The organism is Tenacibaculum tangerinum (assembly GCF_029853675.1).
GTDB classification, from domain to species: domain Bacteria; phylum Bacteroidota; class Bacteroidia; order Flavobacteriales; family Flavobacteriaceae; genus Polaribacter; species Polaribacter tangerinum_A.
In genome coordinates this window covers 2,179,696-2,194,369 of record NZ_CP122539.1, presented here as the reverse complement: position 1 = coordinate 2,194,369, position 14,674 = coordinate 2,179,696, and the positions used below count along the sequence as shown (strand labels likewise).

General features: G+C 34.0%; 15 protein-coding genes and 1 pseudogene. 12 read left to right on the top strand and 4 right to left on the bottom strand.

The window, feature by feature from the left end; translation table 11 throughout:
* Window positions 1-47: 47 nt before the first annotated feature.
* Entirely contained in the window at window positions 48-1,304 is a 1,257-nt protein-coding gene (locus P8625_RS09655) for a Y-family DNA polymerase (RefSeq protein WP_279650258.1), read from the top strand.
* A 25-nt stretch (window positions 1,305-1,329) separates the two neighbouring features.
* Complete coding sequence (locus P8625_RS09650; protein ID WP_279650257.1) at window positions 1,330-1,788, top strand: LexA family protein; 459 nt, start codon at window positions 1,330-1,332, stop codon at window positions 1,786-1,788.
* Window positions 1,789-1,951: 163 nt separating this feature from the next.
* Here the strand turns inward: P8625_RS09650 and P8625_RS09645 are convergent, their stop codons facing one another.
* Window positions 1,952-2,362 (bottom strand): BrxA/BrxB family bacilliredoxin, encoded by a 411-nt coding sequence (locus tag P8625_RS09645; RefSeq protein WP_279650256.1) that lies wholly within the window; start codon window positions 2,360-2,362, stop codon window positions 1,952-1,954.
* Between the two features lie 116 nt (window positions 2,363-2,478).
* Between P8625_RS09645 and P8625_RS09640 the strand changes: the two genes are divergently transcribed.
* From P8625_RS09640 to P8625_RS09595, 10 genes and pseudogenes are all read left to right on the top strand, one after another.
* Window positions 2,479-3,240, top strand: coding sequence for a TerB family tellurite resistance protein (locus P8625_RS09640; RefSeq protein ID WP_279650255.1), 762 nt, complete (start codon window positions 2,479-2,481; stop codon window positions 3,238-3,240).
* 125 nt (window positions 3,241-3,365) lie between these two features.
* Window positions 3,366-6,774, top strand: a pseudogene (ileS, locus tag P8625_RS09635) (isoleucine--tRNA ligase).
* A gap of 4 nt (window positions 6,775-6,778) precedes the next feature.
* A complete protein-coding gene (locus P8625_RS09630) occupies window positions 6,779-7,156 on the top strand; it encodes a TraR/DksA family transcriptional regulator (protein ID WP_279650254.1) in 378 nt (125 codons plus the stop codon).
* Between the two features lie 45 nt (window positions 7,157-7,201).
* A complete protein-coding gene (locus P8625_RS09625) occupies window positions 7,202-7,849 on the top strand; it encodes a DUF4097 family beta strand repeat-containing protein (RefSeq protein WP_279650253.1) in 648 nt (215 codons plus the stop codon).
* Between the two features lie 74 nt (window positions 7,850-7,923).
* Window positions 7,924-9,819 carry a M61 family metallopeptidase gene (locus tag P8625_RS09620; protein ID WP_279650252.1) on the top strand — a complete coding sequence of 632 codons (1,896 nt, stop codon included), beginning with the start codon at window positions 7,924-7,926 and terminating at the stop codon, window positions 9,817-9,819.
* 125 nt (window positions 9,820-9,944) lie between these two features.
* Window positions 9,945-10,529, top strand: a complete 585-nt coding sequence (locus P8625_RS09615; protein ID WP_279650251.1) for a lipoprotein signal peptidase — start codon at window positions 9,945-9,947, stop codon at window positions 10,527-10,529.
* Between the two features lie 168 nt (window positions 10,530-10,697).
* The gene (locus tag P8625_RS09610; RefSeq protein ID WP_279650250.1) at window positions 10,698-11,174 is read left to right on the top strand and encodes a DUF4230 domain-containing protein; all 477 of its coding nucleotides are present in this window, start codon (window positions 10,698-10,700) and stop codon (window positions 11,172-11,174) included.
* A gap of 70 nt (window positions 11,175-11,244) precedes the next feature.
* The gene (locus tag P8625_RS09605; protein WP_279650249.1) at window positions 11,245-11,406 is read left to right on the top strand and encodes a BTB/POZ domain-containing protein; all 162 of its coding nucleotides are present in this window, start codon (window positions 11,245-11,247) and stop codon (window positions 11,404-11,406) included.
* Between the two features lie 277 nt (window positions 11,407-11,683).
* Window positions 11,684-12,145, top strand: coding sequence for a hypothetical protein (locus tag P8625_RS09600; protein ID WP_279650248.1), 462 nt, complete (start codon window positions 11,684-11,686; stop codon window positions 12,143-12,145).
* Between the two features lie 6 nt (window positions 12,146-12,151).
* Window positions 12,152-12,481 (top strand): hypothetical protein, encoded by a 330-nt coding sequence (locus P8625_RS09595; protein WP_279650247.1) that lies wholly within the window; start codon window positions 12,152-12,154, stop codon window positions 12,479-12,481.
* Between the two features lie 19 nt (window positions 12,482-12,500).
* Here P8625_RS09595 and P8625_RS09590 read toward each other — a convergent pair whose 3' ends face one another.
* Genes P8625_RS09590 through P8625_RS09580 form a run of 3 tightly spaced genes read right to left on the bottom strand, consistent with a single transcriptional unit; the run spans window position 12,501 to window position 14,657 of the window.
* The gene (locus P8625_RS09590; RefSeq protein WP_279650246.1) at window positions 12,501-13,391 is read right to left on the bottom strand and encodes a hypothetical protein; all 891 of its coding nucleotides are present in this window, start codon (window positions 13,389-13,391) and stop codon (window positions 12,501-12,503) included.
* Between the two features lie 9 nt (window positions 13,392-13,400).
* Window positions 13,401-14,045: a patatin-like phospholipase family protein gene (locus tag P8625_RS09585; RefSeq protein WP_279650245.1), complete on the bottom strand. Its 645-nt coding sequence runs from the start codon at window positions 14,043-14,045 to the stop codon at window positions 13,401-13,403.
* 21 nt (window positions 14,046-14,066) lie between these two features.
* Window positions 14,067-14,657 (bottom strand): riboflavin synthase, encoded by a 591-nt coding sequence (locus P8625_RS09580; RefSeq protein WP_279650244.1) that lies wholly within the window; start codon window positions 14,655-14,657, stop codon window positions 14,067-14,069.
* Window positions 14,658-14,674 lie beyond the last annotated feature (17 nt).

The window sequence follows — 14,674 nt, the reverse complement described above, 5'->3', positions numbered from 1 at the left end:
GCAAAGTTCGCTAGAGTTCATTTTTCAATATTCTGTACCTTTACCGTATGTATGCGTTGGTAGATTGTAATAACTTTTATGTTTCTTGCGAGCGGGTTTTTAATCCGAATTTGCAAGGAAAACCTGTGGCTATTTTAAGCAATAACGATGGGTGTGTTATTTCAATGAGCGATGAGGCAAAAGCATTACAGCTTCCGTTTGCCGCCCCTATTTTTAAATGGAATCAGTTTTGTAAAAACAATAACATTTCAGTGCTATCCTCTAATTATCCGCTGTATGGAGACATGAGTGCACGCGTAATGAAAATTTTAGAACAATTTTCTCCAGATGTTGAGGTGTATTCTATTGATGAAGCTTTTCTGCAATTCAAAGGTTTTGATGAGTATGATTTTAATTCCTACGGAACAGCAATTAGGAGTAGAATTTTACAGTGGACGGGGATTCCTACCTGTGTAGGAATTGCGCCCACCAAAGCGTTGAGTAAAGTGGCTAATAAAATAGCTCGAAAATTTTTAAAGGAAACAGGAGGTGTGTATGTAATTGATTCTGAAGAAAAAAGAAGTAAGGCGTTAAAATGGATTCCTATAGAAAGCGTTTGGGGAATTGGTAGAGGAATGCAAAAAAGATTGTTAGCGAAAGGCTGTAAAAAGGCATACGATTTTACGCAATTAAACGACGATTGGGTATTGAAAAATCTTTCGATAACCGGGTGGAAATTGAAAAAAGATTTAGAAGGAGAATCTAAAATACTATTGGATGAGCCTACGAACAAAAAAGCCATCGCAACAACCCGAAGTTTTGAATATACATTTTCTGACTTAGACAATATTAAAGAAAGAATTTCAACGTTTGCTGTGAGTTGTGCAGAAAAACTACGGAAGCAAAACTCATGTTGTCACATGGTAATCGTTATACTACGTAGCGACTATCATAAAAAGGACACAGAACAACATCGGGCAAGTAAAACAGTAGTGTTTCCGTATCCAACAAATTCTACATTAACCATTAGTAAAAGTGCAGTACAGGCAGTAACCACTATTTTTAAAGAAGGAATACAGTACAAAAGAGCAGGGGTAATTGTAACAGGGTTAGTACCTTCAGACAACTATCAGTTAGATATGTTTGCAAGCGAAAATCCGAAACACACTTCTTTAATGAGTGCGATTGATAAGATAAATCAAACCTATAAGGCTGATAAAATTAAATTAGCCAATCAAGATTTGCAACGTACTTGGAAGATGCGTCAAGAACGATTATCGCCAAAATACACCACGAATATTAACGATATTATTAAGGCAAAGTAAGTTTAGTTAAATAAAAAAACACAAGATGTTACGAAAATTAAAGCAAGTAAAAGCATCAGAAACATTGACTTTTTTCTTACCAAAAGAGTTCAGTGAAAGCGAAGGAGCCATTTTTATAGATACAGGTATTTCTGCCGGATTCCCTTCACCTGCCGATGATTTTAGAGAAACACGTATTTCGTTAGACGAAGAGCTTATTAAAAATAAAGAAGCTACTTTTTTTGCACGAGTAAGTGGGCAATCGATGATTGGTGCAGGATTAGATGATAACGATTTGTTGGTTATCGATAGAAGTATTCCGCCAACCAATAACAAAATAGCGGTATGTTTTTTAGACGGAGAGTTTACAGTAAAGCGCTTACGAGTTGAAGGAGATGAGGTTTGGTTGCAACCCGAAAATCCAAACTATCCAATTATAAAAATTACCGAAGAAAATAATTTTATCATTTGGGGAGTTGTCACCAATGTGATTAAAAAAGTGTAAAGGAGAATCAAGACAGCTTCGCTGCTAGACAGAAGAATCAAGACTTCTAGGTCAAAGATTCATTTCGGGCTTTGTAAGAGGAACCTTAAACTCAAAAATCCAGCAAATTGCTGGATTTTTAGGTCTTTGTTTTTTAATCTAAAAGTCTTGTGTCTAAAAAAGATTAACAAAACTCATCGTAAGCAGCCACTAAATTTTGTGCAATTGCTTGTGCAGAACGTCCTTCGATATGATGACGCTCTAACATGTGTACTAAATTTCCATCTTTAAATAACGCAATTGCAGGAGATGATGGAGGAAAAGGAATCATATATTCTCTTGCCTTCGCTGTAGATTCTTTTTCAACACCTGCAAAAACAGTGGTTAAATGGGTAGGAGTTTTATCTGCCCCTAAAGAAGCAATAGCTCCTGGTCTTGCAGTACCTGCAGCACATCCACAAACAGAGTTTACCATTACTAACGTAGTTCCTTCTTTGGCTAAAGCATTATCAACATCTTCAGCAGTATATAAAGCTTCAAAACCAGCGTCGATTAATTGATCGCGCATTGGTTTTACTAATTCTTCTGGATACATATTCTTGAATTAAAATTTCATGCAAAGATACTTCTTTTCATAGCAACAATCAACCCAAAATAGCTAATGCATATAGTTCGGTAATGTTTTATCTTTGTAGCTTATAAAAAAATACAATGGGAAAATTTGCAAAATGGCTTGGAGCAGGAGCAGGCTTTACTTTAGGAGGACCAATAGGAGCCATCATAGGGTTTGTTGTGGGAAGTTTTATAGATGGAGTTTCAATTGAAGATTTTGTACAAGAGCAACGAGAGTATCAAAAAAGAACAGAAGGACAACCCAGAAGAGGAAGAGCTACTTCGGGCGATTTTGAGATAAGTCTATTAATATTGGCATCGGTAGTAATAAAATCTGACGGAAAAATAGATCGACGAGAGTTAGACTACGTTCGTATGTATTTTGTAAAAATGTATGGAAAAGAACGAGCAAATCATGCCTTTAAATTATTTAATGGTATTATAAAAAAGAAAATATCGACAAGGCAAGTTTGCTTACAAATACGTCAGTATATGTCGCATGCTACACGCTTGCAGTTACTGCATTTTTTATTTGGAATAGCACAAGCAGACGGTCAAGTAACCAGTGTTGAAGAGGAAGAAATTAGAAAAATAGCAAGCTATTTGTATATCAACGAATACGATTATTCGTCGATAAAAGCGATGTTTTATGACGATTCTGATACAGCGTATACAATTCTCGAAATAACAAAGCAAGCGAGCAATGAAGAAGTAAAAAAGGCCTATCGCAGAATGGCTAAAAAATACCATCCAGATAAATTGCAAAATTTAGGAGATGAACATAAAAAAGGAGCTAAAGAAAAATTTCAAAAAATTCAATTAGCATACGAACAAATAAAAAAAGAAAGAGGGCTGAGTTAATTTACCTGCAATAAATCAACAGCTAGCTGCTTTATGGCAGCTTTTTCAGGCGTTTTTTTATATCTCAAATTCAACAATTACAAGAAAATACGTAATTTCGCAGCTTCAATTAATATACCGACAAAATGAGTAAGCAATTTACGGAATACAAAGGATTGGATTTACCAAAAGTAGCCGAAGAAATATTAAACTATTGGTCAGCAAACAACATCTTTGAAAAAAGTATTACTACACGTGAAGGAAACGAACCATTTGTGTTTTTTGAAGGACCACCTTCAGCAAACGGGTTGCCAGGAATTCACCATGTAATGGCACGCGCCATAAAAGATATTTTTTGTCGTTATAAAACTCAAAAAGGATACCAAGTTAAACGAAAAGCAGGTTGGGATACTCACGGACTACCTGTAGAATTGGGCGTTGAAAAAGAACTAGGAATCACCAAAGAAGATATCGGAACTAAAATTACGGTTGAAGAATATAACGAAGCCTGTAAAAAAGCAGTAATGCGTTACACCGATATTTGGAACGATCTTACCCAAAAAATGGGCTATTGGGTAGATATGGAAGACCCATACATTACCTACAAACCAAAGTATATGGAATCGGTTTGGTGGTTGCTAAAGCAAATTTATGATAAAGAGTTGCTGTATAAAGGATATACCATTCAACCCTATTCGCCAAAAGCAGGAACAGGATTAAGCTCGCACGAGTTGAACCAACCAGGAACCTATCAAGACGTTACCGATACTACCGTAGTAGCTCAGTTTAAAACCATCAAAGAAACCTTACCAGACTTTTTACAGGTTGAAGGAGAGGTGCACTTTTTAGCATGGACTACCACTCCTTGGACGCTTCCATCGAACACCGCATTAACAGTGGGTCCTAAGATTGACTATGTTTTAGTAAAAACATTCAATCAATATACCTTTGAACCCATTCAAGTAGTATTGGCAAAAAATTTAGTATCTAAACAATTTGCAGGAAAGAAGTTTACCCAAGTTGAAGATACAGCCGAACTAGCAAACTATACCAAAGGCGATAAGCAAATTCCATATACGATTGTAAAGGAGTTTATAGGAAAAGACTTAGTAGGTATTAAATACGAACAATTATTACCATTTGCGGTACCATACCAAAACTCAGAAAATGCCTTTAGAGTCATTTCAGGAGATTTTGTTACTACCGAAGATGGTACAGGTATCGTACATACCGCACCTACTTTTGGTGCCGACGATGCGTTGGTAGCCAAACAAGCAACACCAGAAGTACCGCCTATGTTGGTGTTAGATGAAAACGAGAATCCTGTCTCCGTTAGTAGACCTACAAGGGAAGTTTCGTCCAGAAATGGGAGAATTTGCAGGAAAGTATGTAAAAAACGAGTACTATACTGATGGCGAAGCACCAGAAAAATCGGTAGACGTAGAACTAGCGATTCGATTAAAAGAAGAAAATAAAGCCTTCAAAGTTGAAAAATACGTACACAGTTATCCGAACTGCTGGCGTACCGACAAACCTATTTTATACTACCCATTAGACTCTTGGTTTATCAAAGTAACCGATGTAAAAGATAAAATGTTCGATTTGAACGAAACCATTAACTGGAAACCAAAATCGACAGGAGAAGGACGCTTTGGAAACTGGTTAAAAAATGCCAATGACTGGAACTTATCGCGTTCTCGTTTTTGGGGAATTCCATTACCCATCTGGCGTACCGAAGACGGAACAGAACAAATCTGTATTGGTTCTGTAGCAGAATTGAAATCAGAAATGGCAAAAGCTGTAGAAGCAGGTGTGATGTCTGAAGATATTTTTGCTGATTTTGAAGTAGGAAACATGTCTGAAGAAAACTATGATACAATTGACTTACACAAAAATGTAGTCGATAAAATTATCTTAGTTTCAGCTTCAGGAAAACCCATGAAACGTGAAAGCGACTTGATTGATGTTTGGTTCGATTCTGGTTCGATGCCCTATGCACAATGGCACTACCCGTTTGAAAATAAAGAATTAATCGATAATAAAGAAAGCTATCCAGCCAATTTTATTGCTGAAGGAGTAGATCAAACTCGTGGATGGTTTTATACCTTACATGCCATCGGAACCATGGTATTCGATTCAGTAGCGTATAAAAACGTCGTATCTAACGGATTGGTACTTGATAAAAACGGACAAAAAATGTCGAAGCGTTTAGGCAACGCAGTAGACCCGTTTAAAACCTTGTCAGAATTCGGTCCTGATGCTACCCGTTGGTACATGATATCGAATGCGAATCCTTGGGACAATTTAAAATTCGACATTGCAGGAATAGAAGAAGTGAAACGTAAATTCTTCGGAACTTTATACAATACGTATTCATTCTTCTCATTATATGCGAATATTGATAATTTTACTTATAGCGAAGCTGAAATTCCGATTCATGAACGACCCGAAATTGACCGTTGGATTTTATCAGAATTAAACACATTAGCTCAAAAAGTAGATACTTTTTATGCTGAGTACGAACCAACCAAAGCCACCAGAGCGATTTCTGATTTTGTACAAGACCATTTAAGTAACTGGTATGTACGTTTATGTAGAAGACGCTTTTGGAAAGGAGAGTATGCAAAAGATAAAATCTCTGCATACCAAACCTTATATACCTGTATGCTAACAGTTGCCAAACTAGGAGCTCCGGTAGCACCTTTCTTTATGGATCGTTTGTATAAAGACTTAGTAAACGCTACAGGAGTAGAGAATTTTGAAAGTGTTCATATAGCAGCGTTTCCTAAATACAATGCTGATTTGGTAGACAAGTCGTTAGAGCGTAAAATGGAAAATGCACAAACAATTTCTTCCTTAGTACTATCACTAAGAGCCAAAGAAAAAATAAAAGTGCGTCAACCATTACAAAAAATTATGATTCCTGTATTAGATGCGACACAAAAAGAAGAAATTTTAGCAGTGGCAGACTTAATAAAATCAGAGGTTAATGTGAAGGAAATTGCGTTGTTAGATGATGCTTCAGGAATTTTAGTAAAACAAATCAAACCAAACTTTAAAGCATTAGGACCTAAGTTTGGTAAAGATATGAAGTTGATAGCTAATAAGATACAAGAATTTACACAAGAAGATATCGCCAAAATAGAAAAAGAAGGTAAAATTTCTGTTGAAATTAACGATAAAATCATTATTTTAGAAACCGCAGATGTAGAGATTTCATCGAAAGATATCGAAGGATGGTTAGTAGCCAATGCAGAAGGGTTAACTGTAGCTTTAGACGTTACCATAAACAGCGAATTACGCAAGGAAGGTGTGGCAAGAGAATTGGTAAATAGAATTCAAAACGCACGAAAAGACACAGGTTTAGAAGTAACCGATAAAATAAAATTAACCATTTTACAGGCTGATGATTTAAAAGAATCGGTATTGGCAAATGAAAACTACATCAAAGCAGAAACATTAACAAATGAATTGGTTTTTGTTGATGATTTAAAAAATGGTACAGAGATTGAATTCGACACCATTAAAAGTAGAATGTTAATTGAAAAAATATAGCGTTATGGATGATGTTAAGATAAGATATTCAGATAGTGATTTACAAGAGTTTAAAGGAATCATTTTAAAGAAGATAGAAAAGGCAGAAGAAGATTTAAAACTGTTACAAGCATCGTATAAAAACGGTTCAGATAACGGAACAGACGATACTTCTCCTCAATTCAAATCGTTCGAAGAAGGGTCTGATACAATGGCAAAAGAAGCAAATATGCAATTAGCCATCCGTCAAGAAAAGTTTATCAGAGATTTAAAGAATGCTTTGATTCGTATTGAAAATAAAACATACGGTATTTGCAGAGTTACGGGTAAATTAATACAAAAAGAACGTTTAAAGTTAGTGCCTCATGCTACGTTAAGTATCGAAGCAAAACGAAACCAGTAAATATCAAACAAAATAAACGAAGCCTCTTAAAGAGGCTTTTTTTGTATGAAAAAAGCAGTGCTTTTATTCTTTTTAATCAGTAGTTCGTTTCTTTTTTGTCAAGAAAAAATAGTACAAAAAAGAAACATAGAAGCAAATGAACTACAAATCGTTACCTACGGATTGGATGATATCGTCATTGAAAATTCTGAAGGTAATGAGCTAGAAGTTGCTTTACTTGATGAAAACCCGCATACGCACAATATATTTTTAACACAAGAAGGTAAGGTTCTAAAAGTAACATTCGAGCTAGAGACTTTGCCGTTTCAAAACAAGGTTTTTAGAAAATACATAACAAAAAGATTAGAAAGAGCGAGGGCGGTTATAAAAGTTCCAAAAAATAAACATGTAACCATTCACGGTAGAGCAATTGGGATAACTTCAAAAAGTTATCATGGAGATATAAGTATTTATATTGAAAGAGGAAATATAGAGTTAAATACTGTTGAAGGAAACTTACATGTGAGTCTTTTTCAAGGAAATGTTTTTGCACAAGCAACCTCCAAAAGCAAGTTACATTTAAAAACCAATAACGGAACTATTCTTATAAATGGAGAGAAAAAAATATCTCCGTTTTTAAAAGAAAAACCCTATGCATCTGAAACACTTACGATAAACTCAATACACGCAAACATTCACATTCAACTAAAATAATTAACAAAAATTTATAAAACTTAGGCGTAACAAAAAAAGAAGTATTTTGTCTAATGGTTACTTAAAAGCAAAAAATGAATAAAAGTATACTAACCACAGCAGCCATTGCAGCATTGTTATTATCAAGCTGTAATGCTACCAAAAAAACAACAAACGACTTAGCCGTTCAAACCCCAATTGTAACCACGTTAGACTTAACTAAAGTTGATAGCGATAAAGTACCGGTAACAATCAATCCAGGAAGGTTTACAGTCGAAAAAGTAACATACCGATTGCCGAGAGTAGTACAAGGAACCTATTCTGTAAGCGATTTTGGTAAATATGTCGATAGCTTTAAGGCTTTAGACTATGAAGGAAACGAATTAGAAGCGACAAAAGTTGATACCAATACTTGGGAAATCACCAATGCTCAAAAATTAGATAAGGTAACGTATTTAGTAAATGATACTTTTGATATAGAAGCCACTGGAGGAATTGGAGGAGAGACTCCATTTTCACCAGCAGGAACAAATATTGAGTCTACTAACTACGTGTTAAATCTTCATGGATTTGTAGGCTATTTTGATTCATTAAAAAAGAATCAATATAAGTTAGATGTAGTTGCGCCTACCAATTTTAAAAGAACTTCTGCACTGCAAGAAGTAGGAACAAAAACAAGCGACGACGGTTCAACACTAACTTCAAGCTATTTCGCACCACGTTATTTCGACATTACCGACAATCCTATGTTTTATGGAGAATTAGATGTTGAAGAATTTAAAGTAGGTGATATTAAAATTGTATTAAGTGTATACTCTCCAAACAAAAGACATTCAGCAGAAAAATTGAAAAAAGTTATGGAGAAAATGATGCAAGCACAAAAAGCATATTTAGGAAGTATTAATAGTACTGCTCGTTACGATATTTATTTATATTTATCTGAAGGAACTGAAAAATCACCTAAAGGATTTGGAGCGCTAGAGCACCATACATCAACTGTGGTAGTATTACCAGAAGCAATGCCAGATGAAGCATTGGCAAAAAGTATGATAGACGTAGTGTCTCACGAGTTTTTTCATATCGTAACGCCGTTAAGCGTACACTCAGAAGACGTACATTACTTCGATTACAACCAGCCAACATTTTCGAAACACTTATGGATGTATGAAGGAATTACAGAATACTTCGCTACCTTATTTCAAGTAAACCAAGGTTTGGTAACAGAAGATGAATTTTACAGCAAAATTATGGGTAAAATTAAAACAGCATCTTCTATGAACGACACGATGAGTTTTACTAAAATGAGTGAAAATGTGTTAGAAGAACCGTATGCTTCTCAGTACTATAATGTGTATCAAAAAGGGGCCTTAATAGGTATGTGTATTGATATTTTAATGCGTGAAGAAAGCAATGGAAATAGAGGGGTATTGTCATTAATGAAAGAACTTTCATTAGAGTACGGAAAAAATAAACCTTTTGAAGATGATAAACTAATTGAAGAAATTACACAAATGACCTACCCATCGGTTGGAGCGTTTTTAAACACACACGTAGTAGAAGGAACTCCCATTAATTACAATGATTTTTTTGCTAAAGCAGGATTAGCGCTAAATGAATCAAAAGTAAAAACAAATTATATTCAAAATAATGGAACACTCATTGTTCGACCCGACCTAGCTACACAAACGATTCGATTTACAGAAGCAGTAAACGACAATAGTTTTTGGGCTGAAAATGGAGCGCAGCCCAACGATATAATCAAAGAAGTAGATGGGACAATGGTAACAAAAGAAACTGCACAACAAATTTTCACGAAAATGTTTATGTGGCAGCCTGGAAACAAAGTTGAGGTAAAATTAGAGAGAGACGGTAAAGAGGTAGTTCTTAACACAACACTAACTCAATCATATACAAAAGGAAGTAGTTTAAAAAATAACCCGAACGCAACACAAAAACAAGAAGAACTAAGAAAGGCTTGGTTAAAAGGGTAATTTCTTATAAAAAAAAACACATGAAAGACCAATATGATAAAAAATCTATTGGTCTTTTCTTTCTATAAGCTAGAGAGAAAACATAAGAATAGTTTTCTTATTTTTGTTTCCATTAAATAAAAAAAATGTCTAAAAAAAACATCGCAATACTTACCGTAATTTTGGCAATACTAATTGATCAAATTAGCAAAATATATGTCAAGACACATTTTCAGTTAGGAGAAGAAGTTGTTGTTTTTCACGATTGGTTCAAAATTCATTTTACTGAAAACAACGGAATGGCGTGGGGATTTGAATTTGGGGGTAAAGCAGGTAAATTATTTTTAACTTTATTTAGAGTCGTTGCAGTTACAGGTATAGTGTATTGGTTGTGGCAATCGATCAAGCGAAAAGCACACACAGCTGTTATTATTGCGATATCATTAATTTTAGCAGGGGCAGTAGGTAATATTATCGATTCTGTTTTTTACGGGGTTATTTTCGATACTTCGTACCATAATGTAGCTACTCTTTTTTCTGATAATCCTTATGGAGAGCTGTTTTATGGAAAAGTAGTAGATATGTTGTATTTTCCTATTTATGAAGGAGAAAATTTTACGTTTTTCAATGCTATTTTTAACGGTGCAGATTCTTGGATTACCATAGGAGTTGCATTGTTGTTTATCTTTAACAAACAAGCATTTCCGAAGGAAGAAAAAGAACCTAAATAGGTTTTGCGGTATACTTTTACTATATTTAAACCAAAAGAAACTCATGCGTTTAGTAAAGTATATAGCTGTTTTTGTTCTTGGATTTTTAATAGCAAGATTTTGGTATGAAAAAAAGAAGAAAAACATGAACAAGAAGAAATTAAAGTTGTTTTAAACGGAATCAAAAATTTGAGTAAACTAGTAGTTTCTGAAGGGAATTTTTCTGAAATGTATAGCTTTACAGACGCTAGAAAATACTTTTACGGCTACTTTACTTTCGAAAAAAAAGCAATGCTTTCTGTAAATGCTAAGGTAGAAGTTGGGTATGACTTGTCTAAATTAGATGTTCAAGTAGATAGCATTAACAAGCAAATAATTATAAACAAAATTCCAGAAGAAGAAATCGTTATATCTCCAGATATTAAGTATTTCGACTTACAGCAGAGCCAGTTCAATACGTTCTCTAAACAAGAATTGAATAAACTCAATGCTAAAGCCATCGAAAAGATAAAATCTACCATAACCGTATCTCGCTTACAAAAAGACGCAAAAACACGTTTATTTGAAGAATTATCAAAGATATATCAGCTTTCTAAGATTTACAATTGGAAAGTGGTAGATAACACGGGTTCAGATATCATTGAACCGTTAGAGTTTAAAGATTAGCTGATACAATTACTGTAGATCGGGGGCATTTTATGATATTTTTTTTAGTGCTAGTTTAATACAGGTAGCTATGTTAGATATTGAAAAAATAAAAAAATACTCAATTGAAGAACTCATAGAGTATATTTATAATAATAATATAAATAAAGATGCATTTATCAAAGCTTATGGTAAAAACTCTTTAACCAGAAAATTACCTTTTAATGAAGGTTCTGTAGATACTTTGTTTTAATTACAAAGAAACCAACTCGTATTCTAAATTTTCAATCATTAAAGAAAATGAAAAAGGTTATATTGAAGGAGGAAGTACTTTTATTTTAAGAAACCCTTCAAAATATAAGGATTAGTTGAGGTATTCGACTGCGATTTATAATTGATACGATAGTTCTTAAATAGAGATAGTCAAATTATATGAAAAACCCTTAGTGATTCTGGGTGTTTTTTCCCTTTACTTCTACTTGTAAATCATTAAATTTACGTACTTAAAAAATAATATAACTCTAAAGAAAATGAAAAACAACAAATTCTTCCTGATTTTACTGGGTATCACTGCTTTCATGAGCGCATGTAGTACGCTTAGAACAGCACCCTACGATCAATACTCTTTTCAAAAAACGATTGAACTAAAAATAGATGCTGGTCAGCTTATGGAAAAAGCTGAAACTCCGTATCAAGAAAATAGCATTGAAATTAACAATTTAAAAAATGAAATTGCTAAAATTGTAGAGTATGAAAAATTCAAACCTAATAACGAGATAACTTATAAAATGTGGTTGTTATTAGCCAATGAAGATAAAAATTTACTTGCTGGTTTTTTAAAGCGATGGGAGGAAAAAGAAACCTTATCTCCTTTTTTTATTACGGAAACGAAAGGTCAAATCACCGAAGCTTTTGACCTACTACTTACCTACGAAGCTAAAAAAGAACCTGCTGCAAAAAACAGTTTGTTAGAACTTATTTCAAAAAATTAATGTGTTATGGATTTCGAAAAAATATTTAAAGAATTAAGAAGCTCGTTAACTGTACTTTTTAACGATAAATACAATGATTTTTCAAAAGAATCAAAAAAAGATATCGACCGTTTTCTTAACGCCTCTAAAGAAAAACTAGAAAGGTGGACCTTACTTTTAGCAGAAGGAAAGCTAACCCTGCAAGATTTTGAATGGTTGGTAGAAAGTCAGAAAGATTTATTTGAAATGAAAGCCTTACAAGCTGCTGGCATCTCTAAAATAAGCTTAGGTCATTTTAAAAATAATATTGTTAGTACCATTATCAATACCATTCAAGCAATCATTTTTAAAGTTTAAAAAACAAATACCTTGAAATTTATTCGTTCAAAGTCTTTAAGTTTTCTAAACGTTCTTCTATTAAAAAATGGGGATTTGTTTGAAATTTTTCCCAAAAAGACAATAGCGTATTAAAAAGAGGAATATCGGTAGCCTTTTCTCCGTATTGAGAAACAATATATGCTATCAAATTGTAGCATGTCGTATATTCGCCACAGGCAATAACGCTGTGTAACATATCGTCTGCTTTGTCCTTTTTAGTAAACCACAACGTAGTACCAAAGGACGCACTTTTATTAGAATTTTTAATAATGGAATTCCCTATATTACCTGTATATTTCACGATATCCTTCCAATGTTTCTCACGCTCTGGTCGATTGGTTGGTTTTCCAGAAGTATCTTTGCATCTCAATTGGTACACTGTTGAAGTAATTACCTTATTCGGAAAAGCACTGTAAATCGCATTTGCATGTTGTCTCCTATCATTTTTAAGAAAAACTACGCTTGCCATACGAATCAAAGATTTGGCTCTATTCAATATATAAAAACCAACTCTTCTTGGTGGTAAATAGAGTTTTTGATCTACTCCTGTTTCTTTTTGCATCAATCTAGAAAGCAGGAAAAATAAAAATTGTACAAACGTTAAAAACGTCAACACAACAACACTTATGGTGTACCATACCCACATTTTTTGAATTCCAAAAAACACTGTTATCATTAATACAAATAACAAGCTAAATGCACTAGAAATGTAAGAAGCGTAGTAGCTAAACAAGGTATCAGAAGCAAATTTGAATCCTTCTCCTGAGTGAGGTGAAGAAACATCACATAAAAAATACAAACTATGATTGTTACGTGTATCTCCGCTCTCATTGTTTGCTTCAGAAACAAAAACAGAAGCTCCTTGATTATCAACAATACCACCATCCATCAACCCAATTTAGTCTAAATGCTTGTATTTTGGGGTAAAGTCCTGCGAAAACCCGATAGGTTCAAATCCACCAGGAAAGGCTGTTGAAGCGGCTATGATATCTCCTAGCTTTATATCGTTAATCACTTCTTTATACTTGCTATGAGCTCTTCCGTTTCCAAATCTTTTTTGATTGCCTTTAATATTCTGAAATCTAAATTGATGTGTACTATCAAAATCAGTCGCATTAAAAATGACTCGCTCTAAGTGTGTTTTTCCTTCACTAATGGCATCTTGTACTTCTCCCAAAGTTTCGTGTTCTGTAAAGTTATTATATTCTATAGCAAAGGCATTTATTGGATTTTTTCGTTTGTGTTTGTTTTCTGGCTTATTCCAAATTAACGGCCACCTTAAATGGTTTAGAGCATTGCTTGTTAGCTCATCTTTAACCAACCACTCATAATATTCACTAAAAAATAGTTGAAAATCTTTTTGTTGAATTTGCGACTGTGCATACTTAACTCCTGTAATAGTTCCTCCAGACACAGTAGAAATCGTTTTAACATTTTCTAAAAGACCTACTTTCTCTAGTAAAGACAACGTTCCTAGAGAAAAACAAGCAGCTCTATATCCCCCTCCAGAAAAGCACAAAGCGATGGACTTCAACTCTTTCATGTTGTATACAACTTTTACTTTTTATTCTTTTAACCCATAAAGTCTGGCTATATATTTACCAATTACATCAAACTCTAGGTTTACTTTACAACCTGTATGCAAATTCTTAAAGTTCGTATGCATAAAAGTATAGGGAATAATCGCTACACTAAACGCATCTTTTTTAGAGTTGACTACGGTTAAACTCACTCCATTCACTGTTATCGAGCCTTTTTCAATCGTTACATTACTTCCGTCAAAATCGTACGAAAATGTAAATACCGTACTACCTTCAGCACCTTCAACGTTGGTACATACAGCCGTTCTATCTACATGCCCTTGTACAATATGTCCATCTAATCGAGCCCCTAACTTCATGGCTCTTTCTAAATTCACTTCGTCGCCTACTTGTAACTCCCCTATATTGGTTTTATCAAGAGTTTCTTTAATAGCCGTAACAGTATATTCATCTTTATCAAGTGCCACAACGGTTAAGCATACCCCATTGTGCGCTACGCTTTGATCTATCTTTAACTCATTTGTTATAGTGCTTTTAATTGTAAGGTGTACATTCTCCTTTTCTCGCTCAATTTTAACAACTACTCCAAGAGTTTCTATAATTCCAGTAAACATTCTATAAAATTTAGTTA

Excerpts from the sequence above, each read along its gene's own strand:
- P8625_RS09655 (WP_279650258.1), top strand. The coding sequence starts at position 48 with ATGTATGCGTTGGTAGATTGTAATAACTTTTATGTTTCTTGCGAGCGG.
- P8625_RS09650 (WP_279650257.1), top strand. The coding sequence starts at position 1,330 with ATGTTACGAAAATTAAAGCAAGTAAAAGCATCAGAAACATTGACTTTT.
- P8625_RS09645 (WP_279650256.1), bottom strand. The coding sequence starts at position 2,362 with ATGTATCCAGAAGAATTAGTAAAACCAATGCGCGATCAATTAATCGAC.
- P8625_RS09640 (WP_279650255.1), top strand. The coding sequence starts at position 2,479 with ATGGGAAAATTTGCAAAATGGCTTGGAGCAGGAGCAGGCTTTACTTTA.
- P8625_RS09630 (WP_279650254.1), top strand. The coding sequence starts at position 6,779 with ATGGATGATGTTAAGATAAGATATTCAGATAGTGATTTACAAGAGTTT.
- P8625_RS09625 (WP_279650253.1), top strand. The coding sequence starts at position 7,202 with ATGAAAAAAGCAGTGCTTTTATTCTTTTTAATCAGTAGTTCGTTTCTT.
- P8625_RS09620 (WP_279650252.1), top strand. The coding sequence starts at position 7,924 with ATGAATAAAAGTATACTAACCACAGCAGCCATTGCAGCATTGTTATTA.
- P8625_RS09615 (WP_279650251.1), top strand. The coding sequence starts at position 9,945 with ATGTCTAAAAAAAACATCGCAATACTTACCGTAATTTTGGCAATACTA.
- P8625_RS09605 (WP_279650249.1), top strand. The coding sequence starts at position 11,245 with ATGTTAGATATTGAAAAAATAAAAAAATACTCAATTGAAGAACTCATA.
- P8625_RS09600 (WP_279650248.1), top strand. The coding sequence starts at position 11,684 with ATGAAAAACAACAAATTCTTCCTGATTTTACTGGGTATCACTGCTTTC.
- P8625_RS09595 (WP_279650247.1), top strand. The coding sequence starts at position 12,152 with ATGGATTTCGAAAAAATATTTAAAGAATTAAGAAGCTCGTTAACTGTA.
- P8625_RS09590 (WP_279650246.1), bottom strand. The coding sequence starts at position 13,391 with ATGGATGGTGGTATTGTTGATAATCAAGGAGCTTCTGTTTTTGTTTCT.
- P8625_RS09585 (WP_279650245.1), bottom strand. The coding sequence starts at position 14,045 with ATGAAAGAGTTGAAGTCCATCGCTTTGTGCTTTTCTGGAGGGGGATAT.
- P8625_RS09580 (WP_279650244.1), bottom strand. The coding sequence starts at position 14,657 with ATGTTTACTGGAATTATAGAAACTCTTGGAGTAGTTGTTAAAATTGAG.